22 protein-coding genes are annotated in these 26,942 nt (G+C 69.1%); 20 read left to right on the forward strand and 2 right to left on the reverse strand.

Translation table 11 applies throughout. From position 1 onward, the window contains the following. The first annotated feature begins 69 nt into the window (after nt 1-69). On the forward strand, nt 70-717 hold the full coding sequence (locus ACFVU2_RS09080; protein WP_387873140.1) for a DUF1990 family protein: 648 nt from the start codon (nt 70-72) through the stop codon (nt 715-717). Continuing rightward, nucleotides 717-1,946, forward strand: coding sequence for a radical SAM family heme chaperone HemW (gene hemW / locus ACFVU2_RS09085; RefSeq protein ID WP_387873141.1), 1,230 nt, complete (start codon nt 717-719; stop codon nt 1,944-1,946). The genes ACFVU2_RS09080 and hemW overlap by 1 nt, the downstream gene beginning before the upstream one ends. Nucleotides 1,947-1,955: 9 nt before the next feature. On the opposite strand, the gene ACFVU2_RS09090 is transcribed toward hemW, so the two are convergent. Together ACFVU2_RS09090 and ACFVU2_RS09095 are read right to left on the reverse strand one after the other, a co-directional pair. Next, nucleotides 1,956-2,336 carry a DUF4870 domain-containing protein gene (locus tag ACFVU2_RS09090; RefSeq protein WP_387873143.1) on the reverse strand — a complete coding sequence of 127 codons (381 nt, stop codon included), beginning with the start codon at nt 2,334-2,336 and terminating at the stop codon, nt 1,956-1,958. Between the two features lie 126 nt (nt 2,337-2,462). Beyond that, nucleotides 2,463-2,972 carry a DUF4870 domain-containing protein gene (locus ACFVU2_RS09095; RefSeq protein WP_387873145.1) on the reverse strand — a complete coding sequence of 170 codons (510 nt, stop codon included), beginning with the start codon at nt 2,970-2,972 and terminating at the stop codon, nt 2,463-2,465. Nucleotides 2,973-3,146: 174 nt separating this feature from the next. Here ACFVU2_RS09095 and hrcA point away from each other — a divergent pair, with 174 nt between their 5' ends. The 18 genes from hrcA (at nt 3,147) to ACFVU2_RS09185 (ending at nt 26,860) form a co-directional block, all read left to right on the forward strand. After that, nucleotides 3,147-4,166 carry a heat-inducible transcriptional repressor HrcA gene (hrcA, locus tag ACFVU2_RS09100; RefSeq protein WP_387873147.1) on the forward strand — a complete coding sequence of 340 codons (1,020 nt, stop codon included), beginning with the start codon at nt 3,147-3,149 and terminating at the stop codon, nt 4,164-4,166. A 32-nt stretch (nt 4,167-4,198) separates the two neighbouring features. Continuing rightward, nucleotides 4,199-5,317: a molecular chaperone DnaJ gene (gene dnaJ, locus ACFVU2_RS09105; protein WP_387873149.1), complete on the forward strand. Its 1,119-nt coding sequence runs from the start codon at nt 4,199-4,201 to the stop codon at nt 5,315-5,317. A 4-nt stretch (nt 5,318-5,321) separates the two neighbouring features. After that, a complete protein-coding gene (locus ACFVU2_RS09110; protein WP_387873151.1) occupies nt 5,322-6,050 on the forward strand; it encodes a 16S rRNA (uracil(1498)-N(3))-methyltransferase in 729 nt (242 codons plus the stop codon). Between the two features lie 18 nt (nt 6,051-6,068). Then, nucleotides 6,069-6,431, forward strand: coding sequence for a histidine triad nucleotide-binding protein (locus tag ACFVU2_RS09115; protein ID WP_387873153.1), 363 nt, complete (start codon nt 6,069-6,071; stop codon nt 6,429-6,431). Between the two features lie 7 nt (nt 6,432-6,438). Continuing rightward, nucleotides 6,439-7,512, forward strand: coding sequence for a PhoH family protein (locus ACFVU2_RS09120; RefSeq protein WP_387874414.1), 1,074 nt, complete (start codon nt 6,439-6,441; stop codon nt 7,510-7,512). 7 nt (nt 7,513-7,519) lie between these two features. After that, nucleotides 7,520-7,981: an rRNA maturation RNase YbeY gene (gene ybeY / locus ACFVU2_RS09125; RefSeq protein ID WP_387873155.1), complete on the forward strand. Its 462-nt coding sequence runs from the start codon at nt 7,520-7,522 to the stop codon at nt 7,979-7,981. 8 nt (nt 7,982-7,989) lie between these two features. Continuing rightward, the gene (locus ACFVU2_RS09130; protein ID WP_387873157.1) at nt 7,990-9,354 is read left to right on the forward strand and encodes a hemolysin family protein; all 1,365 of its coding nucleotides are present in this window, start codon (nt 7,990-7,992) and stop codon (nt 9,352-9,354) included. Next, a complete protein-coding gene (gene era, locus ACFVU2_RS09135; RefSeq protein WP_387873159.1) occupies nt 9,351-10,244 on the forward strand; it encodes a GTPase Era in 894 nt (297 codons plus the stop codon). The genes ACFVU2_RS09130 and era overlap by 4 nt, the downstream gene beginning before the upstream one ends. Nucleotides 10,245-10,340: 96 nt before the next feature. Beyond that, the gene (locus tag ACFVU2_RS09140; protein WP_387873161.1) at nt 10,341-12,221 is read left to right on the forward strand and encodes a sensor histidine kinase; all 1,881 of its coding nucleotides are present in this window, start codon (nt 10,341-10,343) and stop codon (nt 12,219-12,221) included. Continuing rightward, a complete protein-coding gene (locus tag ACFVU2_RS09145; protein ID WP_387873163.1) occupies nt 12,218-12,910 on the forward strand; it encodes a response regulator in 693 nt (230 codons plus the stop codon). The genes ACFVU2_RS09140 and ACFVU2_RS09145 overlap by 4 nt, the downstream gene beginning before the upstream one ends. 218 nt (nt 12,911-13,128) lie before the next feature. Then, nucleotides 13,129-16,920 (forward strand): ALF repeat-containing protein, encoded by a 3,792-nt coding sequence (locus tag ACFVU2_RS09150; RefSeq protein ID WP_387873165.1) that lies wholly within the window; start codon nt 13,129-13,131, stop codon nt 16,918-16,920. A 182-nt stretch (nt 16,921-17,102) separates the two neighbouring features. Continuing rightward, nucleotides 17,103-17,783, forward strand: a complete 681-nt coding sequence (locus ACFVU2_RS09155) for a hypothetical protein (RefSeq protein ID WP_387873167.1) — start codon at nt 17,103-17,105, stop codon at nt 17,781-17,783. A 63-nt stretch (nt 17,784-17,846) separates the two neighbouring features. Continuing rightward, entirely contained in the window at nt 17,847-18,446 is a 600-nt protein-coding gene (locus ACFVU2_RS09160; protein ID WP_387873168.1) for a hypothetical protein, read from the forward strand. A 23-nt stretch (nt 18,447-18,469) separates the two neighbouring features. Next, complete coding sequence (locus ACFVU2_RS09165; protein ID WP_387873170.1) at nt 18,470-20,509, forward strand: cell wall-binding repeat-containing protein; 2,040 nt, start codon at nt 18,470-18,472, stop codon at nt 20,507-20,509. 139 nt (nt 20,510-20,648) lie between these two features. Beyond that, nucleotides 20,649-21,440, forward strand: coding sequence for an ABC transporter ATP-binding protein (locus tag ACFVU2_RS09170; RefSeq protein WP_387873172.1), 792 nt, complete (start codon nt 20,649-20,651; stop codon nt 21,438-21,440). Next, complete coding sequence (locus ACFVU2_RS09175) at nt 21,437-22,870, forward strand: FtsX-like permease family protein (protein WP_387873174.1); 1,434 nt, start codon at nt 21,437-21,439, stop codon at nt 22,868-22,870. The genes ACFVU2_RS09170 and ACFVU2_RS09175 overlap by 4 nt, the downstream gene beginning before the upstream one ends. A gap of 76 nt (nt 22,871-22,946) precedes the next feature. Next, nucleotides 22,947-24,260 (forward strand): alpha/beta hydrolase, encoded by a 1,314-nt coding sequence (locus ACFVU2_RS09180; RefSeq protein WP_387873175.1) that lies wholly within the window; start codon nt 22,947-22,949, stop codon nt 24,258-24,260. Then, the gene (locus ACFVU2_RS09185; RefSeq protein ID WP_387873177.1) at nt 24,257-26,860 is read left to right on the forward strand and encodes a bifunctional lysylphosphatidylglycerol flippase/synthetase MprF; all 2,604 of its coding nucleotides are present in this window, start codon (nt 24,257-24,259) and stop codon (nt 26,858-26,860) included. Before ACFVU2_RS09180 ends, ACFVU2_RS09185 begins: the two co-directional genes overlap by 4 nt. The last annotated feature ends 82 nt before the right edge of the window (nt 26,861-26,942 follow it).

The raw sequence follows: 26,942 nt of genomic DNA on the forward strand, positions 1-26,942 counted from the left end.
GGCGCCAGGCCCCGTGACGATCCGGGTCCCGGTTCGCGCTGCCGGGCGGATTGGCGGAGGATAGACCTCATGCGTCGCTCCACCTTCACCGATCAGCCCGTCACGTACGGCGCCGTCGGCGGAACGCAGGCCCCCGACCTGCTCTACTACCCACCGAAGGGCTACCGGCCGCTGCAGAAGAAGATGCGGCTCGGTTCCGGCGAGGAGCGGTTCGAGACCGCCGCCTCCGCCCTGATGACGTGGGGCGTGCAGCGCGGGAGCGGCATCCTCGTCACCGATGTCGCCGAGGGCACGGGCGTGCAGTACGAGGGCATCGAGTACGACGTCGACGGCTCGCCGAAGGGCATGCGCGAGCACCGCCCCGACGAGGACGTCTTCGCCGACGACGGCTCGCCCTTCATCCGCAACGGGATGACCGCCGTCATGAAGGTGCCGTTCGGCCCGTTCAAGGTGTCCGCGCCGATCCGCGTCGTCTACGTCATCGACGAGCCGGACCGGAAGGGGTTCGCGTACGGCACCCTGCACGGGCACCCGGAGAGCGGCGAGGAGGCGTTCATCGTCGAGCTGCGCGAGGACGGCACGGTCTGGTTCGTGCTGCGCTCGTTCTCGCGGCCGTCGACCGGGTTCTACCGGCTCGTGTCGCCCGTACTGCGAGTGATGCAGAACCGGATCACCGCGAAGTACCTGCGTTCGCTCCTGCCGGCGCGGTCCGCCTGATGCCGAGCGCCCTCCCGCTCGGCGATCCCGCACCCGCCGACGGCGTCCTTCCCGTGTCGGCGCGCGAGGGCACGTCCGAGCGCGACTTCGGGGTCTACCTGCACGTGCCGTTCTGCCGGGTGCGCTGCGGCTATTGCGACTTCAACACCTACACGGCGACCGAGCTGCGGGGCGTGAGCCAGTCGGACTACGCAGGGCACGCGGTCGCGGAGGTCGCTTTCGCCGCTCACGCGCTGGAGAGGAGCGGACTGCCGCACCGGGAGGTCTCGACCGTCTTCCTGGGCGGCGGCACGCCCACGCTGCTTCCGCCGGACGACCTCGGGGCGATGCTCGGCGCGGTGCGCGACGCGTGGGGTCTCGCGCCCGGCGCGGAGGTCACCACGGAGGCGAACCCCGACTCGGTCGACGCCGGCGACCTGCGTCGGCTGGCCGATGCCGGCTTCACGCGGGTCTCCTTCGGGATGCAGTCCGCGGTGCCGCACGTGCTCGCGACGCTGGAGCGGACCCACGATCCCGAGCGCATCCCCCTGGTCGTCGACTGGGCGCGCGACGCCGGCCTCCAGGTGAGCCTCGATCTGATCTACGGCACGCCGGGGGAGTCGCTCGCCGATTGGGAGCGGAGCCTCGACACCGCCCTCGCCTGCGCACCGGACCACCTGTCGGCGTACTCGCTGATCGTCGAGGGCGGCACGAAGCTGGCGCGCCAGATCAAGAGCGGTCAGGTGCCGGAGCCCGACGAGGACCTCCAGGCGGACATGTACGAGCTCGCCGACGCGCGACTCGCCACGGCCGGCTACGACTGGTACGAGGTCAGCAACTGGTCCCGCGACGACGCCCACCGGTCCCGTCACAACCTCTCCTACTGGCTCGGCCACGACTGGTGGGGAATCGGCCCGGGCGCCCACAGCCACGTGGGCGGCGTGCGCTGGTGGAACGTGAAGCATCCCGCCGCCTACGCCCAGCGCGTGCTCGCGGGAGAGTCCCCGGCCGCAGGCCGCGAGACCCTGGACGCCGAGACCCGGCGGGTCGAACGCGTACTGCTGCTCACCCGCATCCGGGAGGGCATTCGCACGGCCGAGCTCTCCGCCGAGGGCCGCCGGGAGATCGCGGGACTCATCGCCGATGGCCTGATCGACGGAAAAGCCGCCCTCGCCGGATCGGTGACCCTGACCCTGCGAGGACGGCTTCTGGCGGACGCCGTCGTGAGACGGCTGCTCGCCGAGGTGTGATCGGGAGCGTCAGCTCACGAACTTGATGGCGATCGGGTACGTGTAGTACTGACCCTGGTTGGCCTTCAGCGCGGCGATGATGCTGAACACGATGTTCACGACGAACACGGCGAGCAGGATGATCAGGCCGATGCCGACGAAGCTGGTGATCCAGCCGATCGCGTAGGCGATGAAGAGCGTGATCTGGAAGTTGAGCGCCGTCGCGGTGTGCGAGCGGACGAACGGCCCCCGATCCTTGAGGACGAGGTAGCCGATGAGCGCGGGGATCCAGTTGAACAGGATCCCTCCGATGTGGACGAGGGTCGCCCAGAGCTTCTCGTCGGCGGGGCTCAACTGCTGAGAAGCGCCTCCGTACGGCTGCTGAGGCGGCGGTGGGGGCGTTGCGGACATGGAGTCTCCTTGCAAAGAGCCCGGGCGCGCCGGGCTGATCGACGGACGATTACCCAGACAGCCTAGGGCCGGAGACCCGAATCTGAGAAGACGCCGAGAGCGTTCCGGCCCCGCTCATCCGGTGCGCTACTTGATGAAGCGGAAGTTCACCGGGTAGCGGTAGGAGCCGCCGCTGTTCACCTTCACGAACCCGAGGATCGAGAACACCAGGTTCACGATGTAGAGCACCCACGGGATGAGCAGCCCGAACAGCAGGTAGCCGATGCCGACCGTGAAGGTCCCGATGATGATCCCGAGGATCTGCGAGGCGACCCACGCGATGATCCAGGTGATCTGCCAGTTCAGCGCCTCCTTGGCCTCCACGTTCGTCTTCGGCCCGCGGTCCTTGAACACGAGCCAGATGATCAGGGACGGGAGGACCCAGAGGATGCCGCCGAGGTGCGCGAACGACGCCCACTGCTTGTCCTGGGTCGCGTCCAGTGGCGCGGCGGGCGCGGCGTACGGCTGCTGGGGCGCGCCGGCGGGCTGGGCTCCGTAGGCGCCGGGCGGCGGTCCCGCCGGCTGCTGCGGGGGCACGTACGGCTGCTGCGGAGGGACGCCGTCGGCCGGGTCCACAGGCTGGTTCGGATCGGACATCGTGTTGCCCTTTCGTGATCGGATGCGACGGAGTCGACCCGTTGCGTTCACGGTACCGCTGACGGTGCGCGCGGACAATAACTCGTGTCCGCCGATCGCGCGATATGATTAGCACTCAGGAACGCTGAGTGCTAAGTGTTTTGCCGGAGCGAACAGGGTGAACGGGAGGGTCGGATGGTCTCGGAGCGCAGCCTCGAGGTCCTGCGGGTGATCGTCCAGGACTATGTCGCCTCCCGCGAGCCCGTCGGCTCGAAGAGCATCGTCGAACGCCACTCGTTCGGCGTGTCGGCCGCGACCATCCGCAACGACATGGCTCTCCTCGAGGAGGAGGAGCTCATCGCGGCTCCGCACACGTCCTCCGGCCGGGTTCCGACCGACAAGGGCTACCGGCTCTTCGTCGACCACCTCTCCGAGATGCGGCCGCTCACACCGGCCCAGCGCACCGCCATCGAGGCGTTCCTGGGCGAGTCGATCGACCTGGACGACGTGCTCGCACGCACGGTGCGCCTGCTGTCCCAGCTGACCAACCAGGTCGCGCTCGTGCAGTACCCGTCGGTGTCGCGCTCGCGCATCCGGCACATCGAGCTCGTCTCGCTGGCCCCGCACCGTCTCCTGAGCGTGCTCATCACGGACTCCGGGGCGGTCGAGCAGCGCGTGATCGAGCTCGGCGCCGAGCTGACCGACCCCGAGATCGCCGAGATCCGCGGGGCGATCAACGGAGCGGCGGCGGGGCTGTCGCTTCCCGACGCGACCGCCCGGCTGCGCCAGCTGCCCGATGCCCTCACCGAGCGCACCCGCGAGCTGGTCTCGCCGGTGGCGAGCGCCCTTCTGGACCAGATCGCGGCCAACCGGCAGGAGCGGCTCGTGATGGCCGGTGCGGCCAACCTGGTCCGCACCGAGACCGACTTCCCCGGCACGATCACCCCCGTCCTGGAGGCGATCGAGGAGCAGGTGGTGCTGTTGCGCCTCTTCGACGAGATGGCGCACGACCAGCACGGCGTCGCCGTCAGCATCGGCCGGGAGAACGCCGTCCTCGGGCTGAGCGAAGCCTCCATCCTGTCGAGCGGCTACAGCGCCGCCGGCTCCGACGTGGCCCGCATCGGCCTCCTCGGCCCCCTCCGCATGGACTACTCGGGCAACATGGCCGCGGTCCGCGCGGTCGCCCGCTACCTCTCGCGCCTCCTCGGCGACTAGAAACACGACAAACGACAAGGAACGCACCTTACGTGGCCGACCACTACGAAGTCCTGGGCGTTGAGCGCAACGCCACCCCCGACGAGATCAAGAAGGCGTACCGCCGGCTCGCGCGCGAGCTGCACCCGGACGTGAACCCGAGCTCCGAGGCGCAGGAGCGCTTCAAGCTCGTCACGCACGCGTACGACGTGCTCAGCGACCCCCAGCAGCGCCAGCAGTACGATCTCGGCGGTTCGACCGGGTTCGGCGGAGGCGGAGGAGGCCAGGGCGACTTCGCCGGGTTCGGCGACATCTTCGAGACCTTCTTCGGGGGAGGCGGGGGAGCCTCCCGCGGGCCCCGCTCCCGCCGCGAACGCGGACAGGACGCCCTGCTGCGCGTGGAGATCGACCTCGACGAGGTCGTCTTCGGCACCCACCGCGAGCTCGAGGTCGACACGGCCGTGGTCTGCGAGACCTGCAACGGATCGTGCTGCCAGCCGGGCACCGCACCGGTGACGTGCGACATCTGCCACGGGACCGGCAGCATCCAGCGCTCCGTCCGCTCGCTGCTCGGCAACGTGATGACGTCGAGCCCGTGCGGCAGCTGCCGCGGGTACGGCACCGTCATCGCCACCCCGTGCGTGACCTGCCAGGGCCAGGGGCGCGTCCGCGCCCGCCGCACGGTGCCGGTCGACATCCCCGCGGGCGTCGACACCGGGCTCCGCCTGCAGATGCCGGGCAGCGGCGAGGCCGGCCCCGCCGGCGGCCCTAACGGCGACCTCTACCTCGAGATCAAGGTGAAGCACCACGACGTCTTCAGCCGCGACGGCGACGACCTGCTCTGCACCCTCGAGGTGTCGATGGTGGATGCGATCCTCGGCACGACCGCGTCGGTGAAGGCCCTCGACGGCGACATCAGACTCGAGCTGAAGGCCGGCACGCAGAGCGCCGACATCGTGACCGTGAAGGACCGCGGCATCACCCACCTGCGCGGCAGCGGCCGCGGAGACCTCCGGGTGGGCATCCAGGTCGTCACGCCGACGAAGCTCGACCACAAGGAGAAGGAGCTCATCAAGAAGTTCGCGGCGACCCACCACTCGGTGGAGCCCTCGCTCGCGCGCTTCCAGCAGGGGCTCTTCGCCAAGCTCCGCGACCGGTTCCTGAACTTCTGATCCGATGAGCTCGCTCTATCTCCGCGAGGACCTCGACGCGGCCGAGCCCGGCTCCCGGCTGACCCTGACCGGCTCCGAGGCCAAGCACGCCGCGACCGTGAACCGGACCCGCCCCGGCCAGACCGTGCTGATCGGCAACGGCCGCGGGCTGGTCGCCTCCGGCGAGGTGCTGGTCGCGACCGGCGCAGAGCTGACGATCGAGGTGGCGTCCGTCGAGCACGCCGAGCAGCCCAGCCCGCGCATCACGCTCGTGCAGGCGCTGGCCAAGGGCGACCGGGATGAGCTGGCCGTCCAGGCGGCGACCGAGCTGGGCGTCGACCGGGTCGTCCCGTGGTCCGCGTCGCGCTCCGTCTCCCGGTGGGAGGGCGCGAAGGTCGCCAAGGGGCGCGAGCGCTGGTCCGCGATCGTGCGGGAGGCCGCGAAGCAGTCGATCCGCGCGTGGGTGCCGGAGGTGGGCGAGCTGGCGATGACGGCGCATGTCGCCGGCCTCGCCTCGGCGTCCGACGTGCTGGTGCTCGAGCCGACCGGGGACTCCGCCCTGACGGCGTTCGTGCCGGGGGACCGGGACATCGTGCTCGTCGTCGGTCCGGAAGGCGGCATCGCGCCGGCCGAGCTGGAGGCGCTCCGGGCTGCCGGGGCGCGCATCCTGCGCCTGGGCGGCACGGTGCTCCGCACCTCCACCGCCGGCCCCGCCGCCCTCGCCGTGCTGAACGCCGCCCTCGGTCGGTGGTAGCCGAATAGGATGGATGCCATGGAAAGCGCACAGCCCTCGATCTTCTCGCGCATCGTCGCGGGCGAGATCCCGGCCGACATCGTCTACGACGGCGAGCGCATCATCGCGTTCCGCGACATCGCGCCCAAGGCGCCGGTGCACCTGCTCGTGGTCCCCAAGACCGAGCAGTACCGCGACGTGACCGAGCTCGCGGCCGGGGACCCGGCCCTGCTCGCCGAGATCGTCGCGGTCGCGAAGCGCCTGGCGGCCGAGGCGGGCGGCGATTTCCGATTGGTCTTCAACACGGGTGCAGGGGCGGGACAGACCGTCTTCCACGTCCACGCCCACGTACTGAGCGCCGGCCCCGGCGGGTCGCTCGAGGAAGGAAGCCTTGCCGACTAGCGAACCGATGCCCGAGGCGGGCGCCGCGTCGAACGGGGCCGCCGAGGCGCGTCTGCATGTCGACGGCGTCCAGATGGTCCGTCTGCTCGGACCGCAGGACCGCCTGCTGACCACGCTGGAGCGGCAGTACCCCCTCGTCAGCGTGCACGTGCGCGGCAACGAGATCACCCTGAGCGGCGACGCGACGCAGGTCGAGGCCGCGCGCAGGCTGCTGGAGGAGCTGCTGCAGCTGGTGCGCAACGGCCAGGACATCAGCCCGGCCGAGGTCACCACGTCGGCGAAGATCCTCGACACCGACACGAACCTGAACCTGGCGGACGTGCTCGGCCAGGCGATCCTGACGGCGCGTGGCAAGGCGATCCGCCCGAAGACACTGGGGCAGAAGAAGTACGTCGACGCCATCGACGAGAGCACGATCGTGTTCGGCATCGGCCCCGCGGGAACGGGCAAGACGTACCTGGCGATGGCGAAGGCGGTGCAGGCCCTGCAGCGCAAGGAGGTCAGCCGCATCATCCTGACGCGCCCGGCGGTCGAGGCGGGCGAGCGGCTCGGGTATCTGCCCGGCACGCTCACCGACAAGATCGACCCGTACCTGCGTCCGCTGTACGACGCCCTCAACGAGATGATGGATCCGGAGCTGGTACCGAAGCTGCTCGCGGCGGGAACGATCGAGGTCGCCCCGCTGGCGTACATGCGCGGGCGCACCCTCAACGACTCGTTCATCATCCTCGACGAGGCGCAGAACACGACGCCCGAGCAGATGAAGATGTTCCTCACCCGCCTGGGGTTCGGCTCGCAGATGGTCGTCACCGGCGACATCACGCAGGTCGACCTCCCGAACGCCGCGAGCGGCCTGCGGCTCGTGACCCGGGTGCTCAAGGACATCGACGACATTCACTTCGCCCAGCTCACGAGCGACGACGTCGTGCGGCACACGCTGGTCGGCCGCATCGTCGACGCCTACACCGAGTTCGACGCCAAGCAGCAGGCGCGGCTGTACGAGCGCGAGAAGGCGGCCGAGTTCGCCAACCGCGCCGAGCGCCGCGGTGCCGCGCGCGACCACCTCCCGAAGCGACGATAGGGCCGCCATGAGCATCGAGATCAACAACGAGTCCACGATCGCGGTGGACGAGGCCGCCCTTCAGCGCCTCGCCGCGTACGCGTTCGACATCATGCACGTCCACCCCGACGCGGAGCTGGCGATCGTGCTGGTCGACGAGGCCGCCATGGAGCAGCTGCACGTGCAGTGGATGGACGAGCCCGGCCCGACGGATGTGCTCAGCTTCCCGATGGACGAGCTCCGCCCCGGCACCGAGGAGGAGCCGTCGCCCGCCGGCCTGCTGGGCGACGTCGTGCTCTGCCCGCAGGTCGCGCAGGTGCAGGCCGAGACGGCCGGGCACACGCTGATGGACGAGCTGTTGCTGCTGACGACCCACGGCATCCTGCACCTCCTGGGCTTCGATCACGCGGAGCCGGCCGAGGAGCGCGAGATGTTCGGGATCCAGCGCGACATCCTGGTGGGCTTCGCCCGCTACGACCGACAGCGCTAGGGGGCCGGATGCTCCCGGCGCTCTTCTTCGTCGTCGCGTTCCTGCTCGTCGCCTTCGGCGGCCTGATGGCGGCGGTCGACTCCGCCCTCGGGGTGCAGTCGCGCGGCGACATCGCCGACCTCGCGGAGACCTCGCGGTCGAGGAAGGCGCTGCTGGCGATCGCCGACGATCCCGGCCCGTACCTCAACGCCGTCAACTTCAGCCGCATCATCGCGGAGACGACCGCCGCCGTGCTGGTCACCCTGGCCTTCGAGCAGATCTTCGAGGAGTGGTGGATCTCGCTGATCCTGGCCGCCCTCATCATGACGGGCGTGTCGTTCGTGCTGGTCGGAGCGAGCCCGCGCAGCGTCGGGCGTGCCAACTCGACCGTGCTGCTTCGCGCGACCGCCGGGCTGGTCCGGTTCGTGCGCGTCGTGCTCGGGCCGATCCCCGGCGGACTGGTCGCCCTCGGCAACCGGGTGACGCCGTCGCGCGCGCGGTCCGCCCCGGTCACGAGTGAGGAGCAGCTGCTCAGCATCGTGGACGAGGCGACCGAGTTCGACGTGCTGGAGGAGGACGACCGCGAGCTCATCCACTCCATCTTCGAGTTCAGCGACACCGTCGTGCGCGAGGTGATGATCCCGCGCACGGACATGATCGCGCTCGACACGTCGGCCGGTCTCGGCACGGCGATGGGGCTGTTCTTCAGCAAGGGCGTCTCGCGCATGCCGGTGATCGACGGCGACCCGGACGAAGTGGTCGGCGTGCTCTACCTGCGCGACGTCGCCAAGCTGAGCTTCGAACGACCGCTCGGGGCCGACGAGCTGACGATGGGGGAGATCGCGCGCCCGGCGCTCTTCGTGCCCGAGTCGCAGAAGGCGGATGCCCTGCTGCGCGAGATGCAGCGGGAGTCGAACCACCTGGCGATGGTGGTGGACGAGTACGGCGGCATCGCCGGGCTCGTCACCCTGGAGGACCTCATCGAGGAGCTGGTCGGCGACATCTCCGACGAGTACGACCACGAGGTCGAGTTGGTCCAGCCGCTCGGTGAGGGACGCTACCGCATCGCCACCCGTCTGCCGCTCGACGACCTCGGCGAGCTCTTCGACCTCGAGATCGACGACGAGGACGTCGACAGCGTCGGCGGTCTGGTCTCCAAAGCCCTGGGCCGTCTCCCGGAGGTCGGCTCGACGGTCTCGTTCGAGGGTCTGCGGTTCACCGTCGACCGCATCGAGGGCCGCCACAAGCACGTCAGCAGCGTCTTGGTCGAGCGCGACACCGCGCTCCTCCCGGCGCCCGACGAGCGCGTGCTCGCGCGCCGCCCGGACGAGAAGCGCCAGAAGCAGGACAGACACGAGAAGCACGACAGACACGAGAAGGAAGTACGCCCGTGACCGAGTACCACGCCGGATTCGTGTCGTTCGTCGGCCGCCCGAACGTCGGTAAGTCGACACTCACCAACGCCCTCGTCGGCGAGAAGGTGGCGATCACCAGCTCCAAGCCGCAGACGACCCGCCGCGCCATCCGCGGCATCGTGCATCAGAAGAACGGCCAGCTCATCCTGGTCGACACGCCGGGCATCCACCGCCCGCGGACGTTGCTGGGCGAGCGCCTGAACACGCTGGTCCAGTCCACCCTCGGCGATGTCGACGTGATCGGGTTCTGCGTCCCTGCGGACGAGAAGATCGGCCCAGGCGACCGCTTCATCAACGAGCAGCTCGACGACTACCCCTCGGCGAAGAAGGTGGCCATCGTCACCAAGATCGACAAGGCGAGCCGGCCGCAGGTCGCCCAGCAGCTGCTCGCCCTCGCGGAGCTGCGCGAGTGGGAGGCGATCGTGCCGATCTCCGCCACCAGCGCCATCCAGCTCGACACCCTCGCGGGCGAGCTGATGAAGCTTCTGCCCACGTCTCCCGGGCCGCTGTACCCGGACGACGCGATCACCGACGAAGGGCTCGAGGACCGCATCGCCGAGTACATCCGCGAGGCGGTCCTGGAGGGTGTGCAGGACGAGCTCCCGCACTCGCTCGCCGTGACGATCGACGACATCGTCGAGCGCGACGACAAGGACATCGTGGAGGTCTACGCCAACCTCTTCGTCGAGCGCGACAGCCAGAAGGCCATCGTGATCGGCAAGGGCGGCAGCCGTCTCCGCGACGTCGGCGCCGCAGCCCGGGAGCCGATCGAGGCGCTGCTCGGGCGGCACGTGTTCCTGTCGATCCGGGTCAAGGTGGCGAAGGACTGGCAGCGCGACCCGAAGCAGCTGGGACGGCTTGGGTTCTGACGCGGAGTGCATCAGACGTGCATCCGGCGTACATCCGGAGGATGATTCGCGCTTCCGGATGCGTCGCGCGTGCGCCCGGGACCGTACCGTAGAGGCATGCCCGACCGCACCCGCCTCCTGAGCGCGCTCGCTCCGCACCGCTGGGTGCTGGAGCCGGCCGTCGCGGCGCTGCTGTTCGTCTCGTGGCTGCTGGCGGGGCTCCCGACCGCGCTGTCGGGGCTCGCCGTGCTGTTCTATTGCGCTGCCGTCGCGCTGTCCCGGGTGCTCCCGGGTGTCGCTCTCGGAATCGTGTGGACCGCGATCCTGCTGGAGCTGACCGAGCCGGATCCGCTGCCGGGAGCGTTCCGCGTCATCGGCGCGGTGGCGGTGTTCGCCACCGTCTTCGGCATCGCCGCGCACGGCGGACGGGTGCTCCGCTGGTTCGCTTTCGGCTCGGCCATCCTGATCGGTCCGGCGATGGCCTACCTGTTCACGGTGCGAGGGGAGCTCAAGTTCCTCCAGTTCGGCCCGGTCATCGCGGGTTACTACACCAGCCAGGGCGTCGGGCTGCTGCTCATGAGCCTCCTGATGATCGTGGCGTTCCTGATCGCCTGGCTGCTCGGTTACCTCGTCGCCCGTCAGCGCGCGTTCGATCCGGCCGGGGCCACGGCGGGCGGCGCGACGCAGCGCGGCTCGGTGCTGGTCTGGCTGGCGTCGTCGGGCGGTGCGATCGTCCGGGACGGCGACCCCGACCGGCCGGGGCTGGTGCGCCGGCTCAGCCGGGCGCAGCTGACGTTCGACATCGCCGGGGCCGCGGCGTTCGCGATCGTCTGCCTGGTGATCGACACGGCGAACGTGCTCGGTGCGAGCGCCGACGGCAGCCGCTCCGGTGTGGTGGTGCTGGCCGTGTTCACCGTGGCCGTCGCCCTTCGCCGCATGTCGCCGGTCGTCGCGCTGGCGTTCGCCTGGCTCGCCGCCGTCATCCAGATGACGACGGGCAACACCGTGCTCGCCAGCGACTTGGGCGTCCTCCTCGTGCTGTACGCGACGGCGGCCTACGGCGATCGCGTCGTGCGCTGGGTGGGCCTGGTGTCCGCCGGCCTCGGGGCGCTCGTCGCCGCACTGTACCTGTCGGTGACCAGCGCGCTGTCGCAGAATTACTACGACCTGCTCTCGACGGCGATCACCAGCATCGCACTTCAGTTCGCCTTCCTGTTCGTCGTCAGCGCGACCGTGCTCGGGCTGTCGTGGGTGCTGGGACTGCTGATGCGCACGTGGCGGGCCGCCCGGTTCTCGCGCTACGCGCAGACCGTCGCCGAGCTCGACCGCAACCGCGCGGAGGAGGTCGTCGTCGTCGAGCAGGAGCGCACCCGCATCGCGCGCGACATGCACGACGTGGTGGCCCACTCGCTCGCCGTCGTGATCGCGCAGGCGGACGGCGCCCGGTACGCGCGGCACGCCGATCCCGACGCGGTCGACGAGGCGCTGACCACCATCGCCGCGACCGCCCGATCGGCGCTGGGCGACGTGCGCATCCTGCTCGCCGAGCTGCGCCAGTCGCAGCCGGAGGGCCCGCAGCCGGGCCTCGACGACGTCGTCCAGACCGTCGACCAGATCCGGGCGGCCGGTCTGCCGGTGGTGCTGGAGCGGCTCGGGTCGCACGACGGGCTCGGCTCCGCCCAGCAGATCGCCGCGTACCGCATCGTGCAGGAGGCGCTCACCAACGCGCTCCGGCACGGCGACACCGCCCATCCCGCCGTCGTCGTGCTCGCCGAAGCCGCTCCCGGCGACGGCGGCCCCGGCATCGTCATCACCGTGAGGAACACCATGAAGCACCCGTCCACCGAACAGACGTCGACCGGGATGCTCCCGCGCATCGGCCACGGCCTGCCCGGGATGCGGGAGCGCGCCTCCCTGGCCGGGGGCACGCTCTCCGCCGGTCCGGCCGACGGCGTGTTCGTGGTCTCCGCGTTCCTTCCCGCGGGCGGCGCCGCATGAGCGGCAGCGCGACCGCCCCGATCCGGGTGCTCCTGGTCGACGACCAGGCGCTCTTCCGGGCGGGCGTGCGGATGCTCGTCGGCTCGCAGCCCGACCTCGAGTTCGCCGGCGAGGCCGCGAACGGCCAGGAGGGGGTGGAGCTCGCCCGCACCGTCGCACCGGACGTCGTCCTCATGGACATCCGCATGCCCGTCATGGACGGCATCGCCGCCACCGCCGCGATCATCGCCGAGGCCGAACGGGAGGGACGCACACCGCCGCGCATCGTCGTGCTGACGACCTTCGACCTCGATGAGGCCGCGGCGCGGGCGATCCGTGGCGGAGCCAGCGGCTTCGTGCTCAAGGACGCCGAGCCGGAGTTCCTCCTCGCGGCGATCCGCACCGTCCATGCCGGCAGCGCGGTGATCGCCGCCGGCGCGACCCGGGAACTGTTCCAGTACTTCTCCGAGGGGCGGGCGGAGCGACCGCAGCCCGTCGAGTTCGCCACCCTCACGGCGCGTGAGCGCGAGATCTTCGTCCTCGCCGCGCGCGGGCTCAGCAACGCCGAGATCGCAGGCTCCGAGTTCCTCAGCGAGGCGACCGTCAAGACGCACATCAGCCGCATCCTCGCCAAGCTGGGGCTGCGCGACCGGGTCCAGATGGTGGTCTACGCGTTCGAGCACGGGCTGACCGGGGGTGCGGGGGACTGACGGACCGCCTGGTCAGAGCGGGTCAGTCATCGTTCGGGCGGGCTCTGTCTGCGCCTGTTGCAAACATTATGTGCGTTCTCTCATGAACTGCTATGTTTCCTCTGGTGCTGAGATGCAAGATGGGGGAGCACGTGGGTACGAGGGCTGCTCGAAAGCGCAGAAAAGTGAGAGCCAGACTGGGCATCGCCGCAGTCGCGATCGGCGCGATAGTCGGATCCTTGATCCCGGCTCAGCTGCTCTGGCAGACGTCGGCTCCCGCGGTGGCGGCGACAGCTCCGGCGACTTCGCTGTTCGCCGTGGTCGCACCCGCGACTGACCGAGCGGGTGCGCTCCGTCTTTGGAAGCAGGGCGGAACCGCCACCGCCGCGGCCGCCAGCGAGGCGTTGAGCGGGTCGAACCAGGCGTTCCAGCAGTTCCTTGATGAGGGCCAGTACGCGGCGATCGTTCAGGACTATCGCGCGCTTGCGATCCAGATGTCGCTTGCCGGCCGGTCCTTCACGCGCGAGGCTGCGCGCAAGGCCGTCGCCGCCGGCACTCGTGCGGCGCTCGAGGCGTTCGTCGCGACGGAGTGGCAGAAGGCGTGGTACCTCGACGATCGGGCCGAAACGGCCCGGCTCGCCACTTCGGGTCAACCGATCGTGAAGCAGGCGGCCGCCAAGGCCATCAAGCTCGGGACCGACGCCGCCATCCAGAACTTCCTATGGAATCAGCGGGACGCAGCGGAGTACACAGACCTGCGCAAGGAGGTGGCCAAACTTCTCAACGCGTCGCCCTCGGTCGCCGCGGGCGCGCAGGAGGCGTTGGACCGGGAGGACGACCCGGATGGCCTTCGTGCCTACCTGCGATACGGGCAGTTTGTCGCTGCCGCGCGTGATGACGAGGCGACCACCATCGGCACGCTCGTCGCTCAGGCGTCCCGCGCATCCGCCACGGCGGTCGAGCTCTCTGCCCAGGCACAAGAGATGTCGGCCCAAGCCATTGAGGCCGCGCGACTAGCGAAGGAGGCAGCCGAACGTGCTGCCACAGAGGCGCTGGCCGCCCAGGGGGCAAGTGAGCGCGCTGGCTCCGCAGCGTTGCGCGCGGCGTCGCTGGCTGAGCAGGCGGCGACGGCCGCAGCGCAGGCGGTGAACGCGGCGCAGCAGGCACGCGCGGCGCTGGGCCAGGCCGCGCAGGCGTCCGCGAATGCGGCCAGCGCGGCTGCTCGTGCGTCCGAGGCCGCCGCCTCCGCACAGCAAGCGGCGGCGAGCGCGGCGACGGATGCGACGAACGCCGCCGGAGCCCGCACGGCGGCGGAGAACGCGCGAGAAGCGGCACGCGGCGCTCAAGCGGCGGCGGACGCTGTCGATAAAGCGCTTGAAGCGACGAACGCGGCGACCGCTGCGGCGACCTCGGCTGCGAGCGCCGGCCAGAACGCAGCGGCGGCGGCGACCGCGTCAGCAACGGCAGCGGAGGCTGCAGGTGTCTCGGCGGAGTTTGCGCAGCAGGCGCGTGCTGCCGCGGCGCGGGCCCAAGCAGCTGCCGCGCGGGCGCAGACCGCCGCCGCTTCCGTCGACTCCCTCGCGGCGCAAGCGCGGAGCGCAGCTCAGGACGCACGTCGGGCCGCGCTCGACGCTCGAGACCACGCGAATGCAGCCGCAACTGCCGCCGATGAAGCGGCGGCGCACGCAGGGAATGCGCAGATAGCTGCCGCGAAATCGACCGAGTACGCGAACGGTGCCACGGAAGCCGCTGATGACGCTACGACGGCGGTGGCCAAAGCGCGGGAAGTATTCGACGTGGCGCGGACTGCCGAACAGGACCGTCTCGCAGATGAGCGCGCCTTCCTCATCGCGGCGGCGTCGGAAGAACGTGCGGCCGAAGAAGCGAAGTCCGCGAAGGCGAAAAGCGCCCGCGAGGCGTCGATTGCCGCTGCAGCGGACAGCCGACGCCTGCTTGACGAGCTCTCTGTTCCAGGCACAGATCTGGGTCAGAAGGTCGTCGAGATGCGGCGCGCGGTTGCAGGCGTGGCCTCCGCCGGTGAGGGAGCGGCTTCGCGTGCCGCGGCAGAGCGGGCTCTCGTGGGTGGGCCGGAAGCGCTGAAGGAGTTCATCGTCGCAGGCATGGCGGCGGCGCAGCGTCAGGATCGTTGGACCAGGACCGTCCTCCTGGTGGAGCACCCGAATCCGTCGGTGTCACTTGCGGCTCAGGAGGCCGTCGAGGGCGGCGACGACGTCGTGGACGAGCTGCTCGACACGGAGCTCGCGAAGCTCACGATCGCCGACGATCGAGCCACGGTTGCGGCCATGCTCCAATCGCCGGGGTCGGCGGTCCGGGAAGCGGCGGAGCGGGCGCTGGCATCGCCGTCGCCGGCCGCCGTCCGCGAGTTTCTGTCGAGCGGCCTCGCAGCCGCTGAGCTCGTCGATCGTCGCCGCGCGACCGCGGCGATGCTGCCCAGTGCTGGCCCCGAGCTCGAAGTCGCGATCGAGGTGGCTCTCGCTGGCACCGACTCCGGCTTGATCGAGTTCCTCGCAGACGGCCGCCACGAGGCCTCCTCGCGCGATCAGGCCAGCGCGTCGCATGTTGCGGCAATGGAGGGGCTCCTGGCTCAGGGTGCGGCAGATGCTGCGATGGCTCATCAGGCTGCAGCAGTAGCGCAGGAGGCTGCGGCCAAAGCGCGCAAGGCCGCCGCCGATGCCGCTCGCTACGCCGCCGAAGCACGTGAACACGCGAATGCGGCACAGGTCTCAGCCGCGCAGGCGGATGAATACGCCAATCAGGCGCAGGCATCGGCTGAAGCGGCAACAGCATCTGCCACACAGGCGCGTCAGGCTGCAACCCAGGCGCGCGCCGATGCGGCGGCGGCAGCAGCCGAGGCCGCTACGGCCGCTGCCTACTCCCAGCAGGCGGCTTCGTCGGCGCAAGCTGCGTCCGCTGCTGCGTCCGAGGCGGCGGCATCGGCGACACGGGCCGGAGAAGACGCGACAGCCGCGGAGAAGGCGGCAACGGAAGCGACGGCGATCGCGGACGAGAAGAAGCGTTCCGAGGACGAAGCGAATCGGTACACGACAGTAGACGCGAAGACTGCCGGTGACAAGCCGACCGACGCCGAACTCGCGGCAGTTCAGGCTTCGGGCGGAGCCACAGCGGTCGACGAGTTGCAGAAGGCCTACGAGACGCTGAAAAAGGGTGACGTCTGGCAGATGATCCTCAAGGAGGGCGGCCAGCTGCTCCTCGACGTCATCGGCGTCACCGACATCATGAACTGCGTCACCAAGGGTGACATCGGCGCATGCATCATGGCCCTCGCCAGCGCCATCCCGATCGGCAAGCTCGTCAAACTTGGCTCCGTCGTTGCCCTGCTCGCCAAAATCGCGCCCAAGATCGTCAATCACGCGGCAGATTACGCGCGAGCGCTCGAAGCAATCAGCAGTGCGAAGGGCAAGGCGAAGACGATACCGGGCACATGCGCTGTCCCTGGTGCTTCCTTCCGATTCGACAACGGGTCAGGCGCGACTGCGCAGACAGCTGGTTACTGGACCTCCGATCGCGCGGCCGCCGAGGTGCAAAGCGTCGCGGCGAGCTGCCGGTTCCCGCCACCGTCGGTGCCGAACCCGGGCCTGGCTCCCACCGGGAAGAAGAACTCGAACCAGATCGGGCAGTGGGGCGAGGCGGAGATGCACTCGAAGATCGAGAAGGCGCCGGGGGGCTTTGGGATTCCCAACTTGGATCGCTATACCCCACGGTTCGGGTATCCATCCGCGTCAAGGCCGGGGACTGTGCGAATCACCGACGGGTGGTACTCAGAAGGAGGCATGCGAGCCATCTTCGAATCAAAGAATGTGGCTCGCCTCAGCGGGCCGAACATCGAGTCTCAAATCCGGGACGCGATCGATTTCATTGCGAAGGGCAGCCAAACCGGCAGCTACCACCTCTTTGTGAGATGTGGAAGCCAGCCCACGAAGATAGGCGCAGGCGTGGCAAGCGCGCTTGCCAGCAATGCAAGCGTCAATGTCCTAACTCACTGCTTATAGCCAACATCCAGAGTGACGAGAGGTACGAGCCCGTGTTAAAGGGATTGGAAGGTCTGTATCACGAGATCGAATCTCAAGGACTGCGAGCGCTTGACGCCGGAACCCACGCAATCTATCGAGAGTGGGCAGACGACTTGCAGAATCGGTTGGATCCGGATGAGATCGAGTCCTTCTGTATTGACGTGAGCATTGTCCTCTCACGGACAGGAAGGGATGCCGAAGCTACACGGTTCTGGATCGGTGTGTTTAGGCGTGTCATTGACGGAGCGACCGATGTGGATACGGATGCGGGGTGGCAACTCATGTCCGGCATATCGCACGTAGCGACAGCCGAGAACTTCGACGAACTCGCGGGCCTGGCAGCAGTTCCGAGATATCTGCCCTTGATGCCGATGATCTATGACAACTTCTTCGCGAAATCAAGGAACCCCGCGATCTCAGATGTTGTGAGACTGCTGCTGAAACCTGAGGGCTTGCGATACCCCGGTTCGCTAGAGCGCGCTGCCAGAATTGCTGTGAATCGCAAGCTCGTCGACCTCATTCCGGACATCCAGAGTCTCCTCTCTTCGACGACCGAGGACTGGCCCGATCGCCCCTCAATTGCGAGGGTCGAGGACGCTCTGTATCGCCTCCGAAGGACTCGATATGAGCAGGAGACTCAAAGCGCCGGCGTCACGGCCCTGCTCGCCGATCTCGACGGCGCCGACTTCCAGCGCGCCGCATTCGCCGCAAATGCCCTTGGTTCGCGTAAGGCGACAGAGGCCCTTCCCAGACTTCGCGAACTTTCCCGGAGTCCGGATGATCGGCTAGGCAGCGAAGCCAAGGCGGCGGTGAAGAAGCTGGAGAAGATCCACGTCGGATAGACGAACCCGTGATAATCAGCGACCGACCAGACGGTGCCGCTGCGCGCAAATGAGACAAGGAATATGAACACGAAAATGAGAAGGGCGCTGGCATTGCTCTTGGCCGGCACAGCCTTGGCGTTCTGTGGCATCGCGATGCCGCTCGCCGCCTATTCCGCCGAAGACGAGCAGGCGGCGGTTCGAGTGGGATCGCTTTCGGACGTGCAAAGCACGTCAGCGGGCGGTGACGCGCCCGGCTACACGGTCGAACGTGCGAATTCTGCGCCGCTCGAGGCCGGTTTCACGGTGGAGAACTTCCAGCATCCCGGTGCGGGCCGGATCGCTGTCGAATTCAACATCCTTCTCAAGGAGGGCGACGGCAACATCATTCATCAACCGTGCGACCCGTTGAAGGAACAGATCACGGTCGAGAGTTCTACTGGCGACTTCAGTCGGGACGACTATCCGAAGCTGTGTTTCGGGCTCACCGGCGACAAGGGCTGGTTGACGATGGAAATCCCCGGTTCGTACCTGGTGAAAGCCCCTAAGAAGCACGCCGTCACGGCGACGACGACCGATGACCTGACGACCCGAACCGTGGTGGTTCCTGCCGACAAGCCCGTCTACGTCGACACCAGCGCCGAGCAGACGGGTGTCGTCGTCGTCGAGCTCCGAGTCGGATGACGAACAGCATGAGGAAACGAGAGATGTCCAGAACAACCAGACGCAAGTACGTTGTCGGTGCCGCGATCGTCGGCGCCATGGTCGCGGGAGCTGTAATCGCCCCTGCCGCGGCATTGACCAATGGAACAGCTGTGCCCAACGATCAGACCCCTAGCGTTGTCAAAGTCGTGACCGCTTATGGAACGTGCACAGGTGCAGTGGTCGACCTCTCGTGGGTCGCCACTGCAGCATCCTGTTTCACGCCGAACCCCGAGGATCATCAATTCCTGAGCGACGGAAAGCCGGAGCTCGCTGCTAAGGTCCTCCTCGGCAAGGACGCGTCCTGGCGTGACAACAAGGGCATCGCCGTCACCGACCTCAGGAGATACCCGGCGTCTGATGGTCGTGACTTGGTCCTGGCCCGTCTCCAGACACCTGCACTCGATGCCGTCCCGTACCGCATTGCGCAGTCTGCACCGGCTCCCGGTGAGCAGCTCGAGTTCACGGGGTATGGGCGGACGAAGACCGAGTGGGTGCCGAAGCAGCCGCACAAGGCGGTGTTCGCGATCGCCAGTGTGGAGGCAGGCGAGATCGAGGTATCCGGCGGAAGCGACGCGAGTCTGTGCCTCGGAGACAGCGGTGCGCCCGCGATTCGCACGACTGCAAACGGTCCCGAGCTTGTTGCGCTGAACAGCCGCTCCTGGCAGCAGAACTGTATCGGAACGACAGATCAGCAGCACAATGGCGCGTTCGCGACACGCCTTGACGGCACTGGTGACTGGATCGCGGGAGTCGCCGATGACATTCAGCCCATCGCGACCTTCGACGACCGACGCGGAATGGTTTTCACCAACGTAGCCACGACGGGTCGCACCTTTACGTGGGAGCTTCGGGAGGTCGCACCTCAGATCTTCCTGCTGCGCGATCCGCAGACCGACCGTTGCCTGACGAGGTCGCCCGCCGCAGCGAGCTCGGAATTGGTGTTCCAAGCCTGTGCCGCCGACAGCAGCGCTCAGCGATTCGAGTTCCTTGCCGTCGCGGTGAAGGACGCCGTCGTGATTCGACATGTCGAATCCGGTCTGCTGGTAACAGCGGGTGCGCAGGCCACATCTGCGCCGATCTTGGGCGCTCCGTCGAGCGCTGCGAACAAGCAGTGGACCGCCGCCACGACGGTGCTAGCGGATCGGGTTGCGGCCGTGGACCGGTTCACCACCGCTGTCGAGGTCTCGAAAGCGGGATTCCCTCAGACCGCCCCGGCCGTCTACGTCGTCTCCGGCGAACAGTACGTCGACGCGATCTCCGCCGGAGCATCCGCTGCCAAGCTCGGTGGTCCGCTCCTACTCACGCGGTCCGACGTTCTGCCTGACGCGACGAAGGCGGAATTGCAGCGACTTTCGCCCGCGCAGGTGCGCGTCGTTGGAGGGACGATTTCGGTCACAGACGCCGTACTCGCGTCGATCAAGTCTGCGGTTCCCGCCGCAGCGGTTAGTCGTATCGGCGGCATCGACCGTTTTGAGACTTCCCGCGCGACCATCCGCTCCGCCTTCACGTCGGCGCCTCTGCTTTACGTCGTCGACTCGATGGATTGGGCGACAGCACTCGTCGCAGGTAATGAAGCGATCTCGAGCAAAGCCCCCGTACTCGCAATCAACGGCGCCGTCGGTGGTCTCGACCAGGCGTCGATCGACTTCATCCGCGCGATGGGTACCACGGAGATCCGTGCAATCGGCGGAACATCCAAAATCAATGCGTCGGTATTCTCGGGTCTGAAGTCCGTTGTCTCGACGACCACGCGACTCGATGGCTCCGACACCTACGACCTGGCGAACAAGTCGATGGCACGGGCTTTCCCGAACACATCGTCGGTCGCATACCTGGTAAGCGGACTGGGCTTCCCTGACGCGCTCGGCGCAGGTGTCCTCGCGGGCACGGCAACGTCGCCGATCTTCTTCTCGCCGCAGGAATGTGTGAAGAAGGCGACGCTGGACGCGCTGAAGAAACTGGATGTGAAGAAGGTGGTCGTCATTGGCGGCACGGCGTCGCTGTCTGACAACGTGGCGGCACTGAAGCCCTGCGCGAGCTGACCACTCGCTGACGCCCTCCGGGCCGGGCCCTGTCCGGCCCGGAGGGTCAGGTTCGCCAACACGGAATCATCCTCCCGACGGATACAGGATGGCCCCGCAGCGCGATTCACGCGGAGGCGCGGGTTCCTAGCGTGGAGGTATGACTGAGACCTCCGCACAGCCGCCCGCCTCCACCTCTGCGGCTCCTGCCGCCGCTCCAGTCGCCCGCGTCGAGGCGGCGACCAAGACGTACGGATCCGGAGCCGGACGGGTGGCCGCGCTCGACGGCGTGACCATCGGGATCCCGGCGGGCCGGTTCACTGCCATCATGGGGCCGAGCGGATCGGGCAAGTCGACGCTGATGCACGTCATGGCCGGGCTCGACTCGGTGACGAGCGGACGCGTCTTCCTCGGCGACACGGAGATCACGGCGCTCCCGGACGCCGAGCTCACGCTGCTGCGGCGTCGGCGGATCGGGTTCGTGTTCCAGTCCTTCAACCTGGTGCCGACCCTGGACGTGCGGGCCAACATCCACCTCCCGTTCGAGCTGGACGGCCGCGCGCCGACCGCGCCGCAGCGCGAGTGGATCGACCACCTGATCGAGTCGCTCGGCCTCGGTTCGCGGCTGACCCACCGTCCGCACGAGCTGTCCGGCGGTCAGCAGCAGCGCGTCGCGATCGTGCGTGCGCTGGCGACGCGGCCGGACCTGATCTTCGCGGACGAGCCGACCGGTAACCTCGACTCCCGCACCGGGCGCGAGGTGCTCTCCGTGCTGCGGGAGGCGGCGCACACCTACGGGCAGAGCATCGCGATGGTCACCCACGATCCGATCGCGGCGAGCTTCGCCGACCGCACCGTCTTCCTCGCCGACGGACGTGTCGTCGCCGAGCGCGAGCGTTCGACCGCCGAGGAGATCTCGTCGTACATGCTCGGGATGGAGGCGTCGGCGTGATCCGGGCGTTCCGCGCCAATGCGCGCGAGCATCGCGCGAGCATCCTGGTCGCCGCCCTGAGCTCGGCCTTCGGCGTCGCGCTGCTCGCCTGCACGAACGTGCTCGGCGCGTACATCGCGGCCACCGACTTCGGGGCGAGCACGACCGCGCAGATCGCGCTGTCGATCGTCTCCGGCATCTTCTTCGTGATCGCCGTCTACGTCGGGGCGATCGTGACGACGAACACGTTCGCCACGATCATCGCCGGCCGCACCCGGACGATCGCGCTGCTCCGCCTGATCGGCTCGAGCGCGCACGCGCAGCGCCGTTCCGTCGCCGGAGAAGGCCTCACGGTCGGCGTGATCGGCGCGATCGCCGGAGGGGCGGGCGCCGCGGCGCTGTCGCTGCTCGCCACGCGGCTGCTCACCGCGACGGGCGTGCTGCCGGACGTGCCGTACCCCGTGCTCACACCGTCCCTCCTCGTGCCCGTCGTCGTGGTCGCGCTGACGACCTGGCTGGCGTCGTGGATCGGCAGCCGGCGGGTGCTGGCCGTGTCTCCCATCCAGGCCCTCGGCGCGGCGGAGGAGCGACCCGTGGCCGCCATCCGTTCCCGTGCACGCATCGCGGTGTCGCTCGGCCTGATCGTCGTGGGGGCTGCGCTGCTGCTCGTCGGCGTCCTGCTCGGACTCCGGGTGTTCGCGGGTACCCCCGGACTGGAGGGACTCGGCCCGTACGGCGTGCTCGTCGCGCTGCCCGGAGGCATCCTCTCGTTCACGGGTATCGTGCTCGCGGCGCCGCTGTTCCTGCCCGTGGTGCTCCGGCTCGCCGGTCTGCTCCTCGGCCGCGGGGCCGCGAGCCGCCTCGCGGCGGCGAACGCCACCCGCAACCCGGAGCGGAGCTCGCGCACTGCGATCGGGCTCGTCATCGGGGTGACGCTGGTCACGATGTTCGTGGTCGCCGCGCAGTCCTGGCTCCAGATGATCCGCGACGCCGCGAGGGAGCAGCCCGAGGCCTACGCCGGTGTTGAGAATGTCCTCACCGTGGTGATGGTGGTCTTCAGCGTGCTGGTGGGCTTCTCGGCCATCATTGCAGCGGTCGGCGTCGTCAACAGCCTCGCCCTCAGCGTGCTCCAGCGCGCGCGGGAGCTCGGGCTCCTCCGGGCGCTCGGCTTCACGGGAGGGCAGGTGCGCAGGATGATCCTGGCGGAGAGTGTGCAGATCACGGTCGCGGGCGTCGTCACGGGGCTGCTGCTGGGGAGCGTCTACGGCTGGGCGGGTGCCCAGTCGCTGCTCGGGGGCATCCCGGGCGGCGGGTTCGTGATCCCCGTGCTGCCCTGGGCCTACCTCGGGCTGGTGGCGGGTGCGGGCGCCCTGCTCGCCGTGCTCGCCTCGCTCGCCCCGACGCGCCGGGCCACGCGGATCACCCCGGTCGCCGCCCTCGCCGTGGAATAGCAGCCTCCGAGTTTCCTGAACCTGAACACGGCTCCAGCCCTGGACCACCTGTGACCCGGATAATGGCAGCGCACCGATGAGAGGAACCGCCCTGAACTGGCTCATGACGCTGAGGATCGACAAGCCGCCCTTCCTCATCACCCTCGACATCGTCGCCGCGGTGCTGGCGCTCTACCTGCTCCTGCGCCCCACGGCGCGCCGCACGGCGGCCGGTCTGATCGCCGCCGTGGTCGGCGGTCTGGTCGGCTGGCTCGTGGTCTGGCTGGCGGACGACGTGTTCAACGTCTTCGGCGTCGGACTGACCCCCGTGACGACGCTCTGGGCGGTGCTCGGCTTCGCCGGGGTGAGCCTCGCGATCGCGAACCTGTTCCGCTCGCGCTGGTGGCGCAAGCTCATCGCCATCGTCAGCATCCCGGTCTTCCTCGTCACCGCCGCGGCGGGCATCAACGTCGACTTCGGGGCGTACCGTGATCTCAACGACGCGCTGGGGGTCGTGCCGTACAAGGCGCTCGACCTGCACGCGCAGCGGGGGGAGGTGCTCGACATCGGCACGGACTACGCCTCGACGGCGACGCCCGGCCAGACGATCCCGGCCAAGGGGGAGGTCGGAACGGTGCGCATCCCGGCGTCCGAGTCGCACTTCCCGGCGCGCTCGGCCGTCGTCTACCTGCCGCCGATCGCACTGACGGACAAGCCGCCGGCACTGCCGGTGCTGTACGCGCTCTCCGGGCAGCCCGGGGCGCCGGCCGACATGTTCACCGCGGGGCGGATCGCACCGGCGATGGATGCGTTCGCCGCCGCGCACGGCGGGTACGCGCCCATCGTCGTGGCCGCCGATCAGCTGGGCGGTCCGGGACGCAACCCGATGTGCGTCGACTCCCGGGCGTACGGGAACTCCGCGACGTACCTGCTCACCGATGTGCGCGCCTGGGTCTCGTCGCACCTGCGGGTCAGCAGCGACCCGGCGGCCTGGGGCGTGTTCGGCTACTCCCAGGGCGCGACCTGCGCGGTGCAGTTCGCGACCGGGCATCCCGAGCTGTTCGGCTCCGCCCTCGCCTCGTCCAGCGAGCTCGGTCCCACCCTCGGCGATCGCACGCAGACGATCGACACCGGGTTCGGCGGGTCGGCGAAGGCCTACGAGGCCGCGCAGCCGCTCGCGATGATGGCGGCCAAGGCGCCGTACAAGGATTCGACGATCGTGTTCGGCGTCGGCCAGGAGGACACCAAGTACACCGCGTTCGCCCGGACCCTGGACGCCGCCGCGACGAAGGCGGGCATCCACAGTGAGCTGCTGATCTCCCCGGGCTCCGCCCACGACTGGAACACGGTGCGCCACACCCTGCAGTTCGGGTTCCCGGCCATCGCCCGGCAGATGGGGCTCGAGGGATGAGCGAGCAGGAGCCGAACCGTCCGCCGGATGAACGGGCGGAGCAACAGGCGGAGCAGGGCGGGGCCGAACGGCCGCGGGAGCCGCTGCCGCTGACCGGCGCCCTGGCCATCCAGACGGGCGAGCGTCCACTCGAGCGCGTCGGACGCATCGTCGCGCGCTATCCGTTCACGCTCGGCGTCACGGTCCTCGTCCTCGTGCTCGCGCTCGTCACCGGTCCGCTCCACGGGCCGCACCGGCCCCTGCGGATCTGGGTCGGAACCGGCGCCGCGCAGATCGCGGACGGCCACTGGTGGTCGCCGCTCACCTCGGTGCTGTTCACGAGCGATCTCGCCGAGCTCATCCTCGGCCTCGTGCTGCTGGTGCTCCTGGTCGGCGCGTCCGAGCATCTGATGCGCACCTGGCGCACCGCGCTCGCGTTCGTGGTCACCCCGGTGGTCGGCATCGTCGTCGGCTCCGCCGTGCAGCTGATCGGGAGCCAGACGGGCGAGATGTGGGCGCGCAACGTCCACGGCCTCGTCGCCCTCGACGTCTTCACCGCGATCGCCGGCACGATCATGACGGCCAGCGCATTCGCAGGGCCGCTGTGGCGTCGCCGCATCCGCGTCCTGACGCTGCTCATCGCGATCATGTTCGTGCTCTACTCGGGGTTCCCGTCCGACCTGGACCGGCTGCTCGCGGTGCTCGCGGGCCTCGCCCTCGGCTCCCTCCTGAACCGCGGCGCACGGGTGCGGGGCTGGCGGCGCAGCTCCCACCACGAGATCCGGGTGCTGCTGGCCTCCGCCGTGGCCGTCACCGCCATCGGCCCGGTGATCGGTCTGCTGACGCGGTCGCGCTACGGCCTCCTCTCGCCCATCGCCCTGCTGTTCAGCGACGACGTCGCGAACCGGGGCAACGTGCTCGAGCGCTGCCAGGCGTTCGCGGTGACCCGCGACTGCGTTCGCGACATCACGCTCGAGCGGATCAACGGACTCGGACCCGTGCTGCTGTCGGTGCTCCCGCTGCTGGTCCTCCTCGTCGCCGCCTTCGGACTGCTGCGCGGCCGCCGGTTCGCCGTCTGGCTCGGGGTCGGCGTGAACGGTCTGCTCGCGGTGCTCTCGATGCTGTACTTCGGCATCCTGCCCGTCGCCGGCGGCGCGCGCGCCGCCGTCTCGCCGCGCTACTGGGAGGTCACGGCGATCCTCGCCATCTCGGCGGCCGTCCCCCTCGTGATGGCGATCCTCCTGATCGTGCTGCGCCGGCACTTCCCGGTGCTGCCCACGGCCCGCGCCGTGCGACGGTACCTGTTCACCGTGGTGATCGCCGGCCTCGGCCTGGCGGCCCTGTACGTCTTCGTGGGCTGGCTGCAGCGCGACACCGGGTTCACCCGGCCGATCGACATCGGCGACCTGCTCGACGACGTGTTCGAGCGATTCGTCCCGGTCAGCTTCCTGCGCCGCGAACCGGTGCAGTACCTCCCCACCACCCCGCTCGCGACCATCGTCTACCACAACATCGGAACGCTGTTCTGGCTGATCGTCATCGTGGCGGCCATCCCGCCGATGCTCGGCCGCAGCGTGGTCGGCCGATCCGCCGACGAGGCCGCCCGGGTGCGCGGGCTGCTCACCCGCGGCGGCGGCGATGCCCTCTCCTTCATGGCCACCTGGCCGGGCACGAGCCACTGGTTCGACGAGACGGACGGGGGAGCCATCGCCTACCGCGTCGTCGGCCGTGTCGCGATCACGACCGGCGGACCGTTCGGCGCGGCCCCGCCGCACGAAGGCGCGATCGAGCGCTTCGCCCGCTTCTGCGACGACAACGGCTGGATCCCCGTCTTCTACAGCGTGGAGGACGAGTACGAGCCGTTGTTCGAGCGGATGGGATGGTCGACCATGACCGTCGCCGAGGAGACGGTCATCCGGCCGCAGAACTGGGCGACCACCGGCAAGAAATGGCAGGACGTGCGCACGTCCATCAACCGGGCGCAACGGGCCGGGATCCGTGCGGAGTGGACGTCGTACCCGGCGCTCCCGCTCAGCGCGACCGTCCAGATCTCGGACATCTCCGAAGAGTGGGTCGCCGAGAAGGACCTCCCCGAGATGGGCTTCACGCTCGGCGGCATCGACGAGCTGCGGGATCCCGCCGTGCGCCTCATGCTCGCGATCGACGAGGACGGCCGCATCGAGGGCGTCACGAGCTGGCTGCCGACGTGGCGCGACGGCGTCGTCATCGGCTGGACCCTCGATTTCATGCGCCGCCGGCCCGGGAGCATCAACGGCGTGATGGAGTTCCTCATCGCCGAGGCCGCGACCCGGATGAAGGCCGACGGGGTCGAGTTCATGAGCCTCTCGGCTGCGCCGCTGGCGCACACCGCGGGGACGCCCGACGCCGAGAAGAGCGGCATGGACCGGATCCTGGGCTACCTGAGCAGCTCGCTCGAACCGGTCTACGGCTTCCGCTCGCTGCTCAACTTCAAGCAGAAGTTCCAGCCGGAGCTGCACCCGCTGATCATGGCGTACCCGGATCCCGTGGCCCTGCCCGAGATCGGCATCGGCCTGGTGCGCGCCTACCTCCCCGACCTCTCGGTCGGGCAGGCGGCCTCGCTCGCGCGGGGGCGCTCGTGAGCGACCGTGGTACCCTCGATGCTGTGTACGGTCTGCTCCTTCTTAGCTGCCGCGACGAGTCCTAGTTCCGGGCCTCCCTCGT

It is taken from the genome of Leifsonia sp. NPDC058194, assembly GCF_042883605.1.
In the GTDB taxonomy this organism is placed as follows: domain Bacteria; phylum Actinomycetota; class Actinomycetes; order Actinomycetales; family Microbacteriaceae; genus Leifsonia.

What these genes read in the sequence shown, in the direction of transcription:
- ACFVU2_RS09170 (WP_387873172.1), top strand. Translation starts at nt 20,649, where the DNA reads ATGACTGAGACCTCCGCACAGCCGCCCGCCTCCACCTCTGCGGCTCCT.
- ACFVU2_RS09120 (WP_387874414.1), top strand. Translation starts at nt 6,439, where the DNA reads ATGCCCGAGGCGGGCGCCGCGTCGAACGGGGCCGCCGAGGCGCGTCTG.
- ACFVU2_RS09140 (WP_387873161.1), top strand. Translation starts at nt 10,341, where the DNA reads ATGCCCGACCGCACCCGCCTCCTGAGCGCGCTCGCTCCGCACCGCTGG.
- ACFVU2_RS09110 (WP_387873151.1), top strand. Translation starts at nt 5,322, where the DNA reads ATGAGCTCGCTCTATCTCCGCGAGGACCTCGACGCGGCCGAGCCCGGC.
- ACFVU2_RS09080 (WP_387873140.1), top strand. Translation starts at nt 70, where the DNA reads ATGCGTCGCTCCACCTTCACCGATCAGCCCGTCACGTACGGCGCCGTC.
- ACFVU2_RS09090 (WP_387873143.1), bottom strand. Translation starts at nt 2,336, where the DNA reads ATGTCCGCAACGCCCCCACCGCCGCCTCAGCAGCCGTACGGAGGCGCT.
- ACFVU2_RS09165 (WP_387873170.1), top strand. Translation starts at nt 18,470, where the DNA reads ATGTCCAGAACAACCAGACGCAAGTACGTTGTCGGTGCCGCGATCGTC.
- hrcA (WP_387873147.1), top strand. Translation starts at nt 3,147, where the DNA reads ATGGTCTCGGAGCGCAGCCTCGAGGTCCTGCGGGTGATCGTCCAGGAC.
- ybeY (WP_387873155.1), top strand. Translation starts at nt 7,520, where the DNA reads ATGAGCATCGAGATCAACAACGAGTCCACGATCGCGGTGGACGAGGCC.
- ACFVU2_RS09130 (WP_387873157.1), top strand. Translation starts at nt 7,990, where the DNA reads ATGCTCCCGGCGCTCTTCTTCGTCGTCGCGTTCCTGCTCGTCGCCTTC.
- ACFVU2_RS09185 (WP_387873177.1), top strand. Translation starts at nt 24,257, where the DNA reads ATGAGCGAGCAGGAGCCGAACCGTCCGCCGGATGAACGGGCGGAGCAA.
- hemW (WP_387873141.1), top strand. Translation starts at nt 717, where the DNA reads ATGCCGAGCGCCCTCCCGCTCGGCGATCCCGCACCCGCCGACGGCGTC.
- ACFVU2_RS09160 (WP_387873168.1), top strand. Translation starts at nt 17,847, where the DNA reads ATGAACACGAAAATGAGAAGGGCGCTGGCATTGCTCTTGGCCGGCACA.
- ACFVU2_RS09095 (WP_387873145.1), bottom strand. Translation starts at nt 2,972, where the DNA reads ATGTCCGATCCGAACCAGCCTGTGGACCCGGCCGACGGCGTCCCTCCG.
- ACFVU2_RS09115 (WP_387873153.1), top strand. Translation starts at nt 6,069, where the DNA reads ATGGAAAGCGCACAGCCCTCGATCTTCTCGCGCATCGTCGCGGGCGAG.
- ACFVU2_RS09180 (WP_387873175.1), top strand. Translation starts at nt 22,947, where the DNA reads ATGAGAGGAACCGCCCTGAACTGGCTCATGACGCTGAGGATCGACAAG.
- ACFVU2_RS09145 (WP_387873163.1), top strand. Translation starts at nt 12,218, where the DNA reads ATGAGCGGCAGCGCGACCGCCCCGATCCGGGTGCTCCTGGTCGACGAC.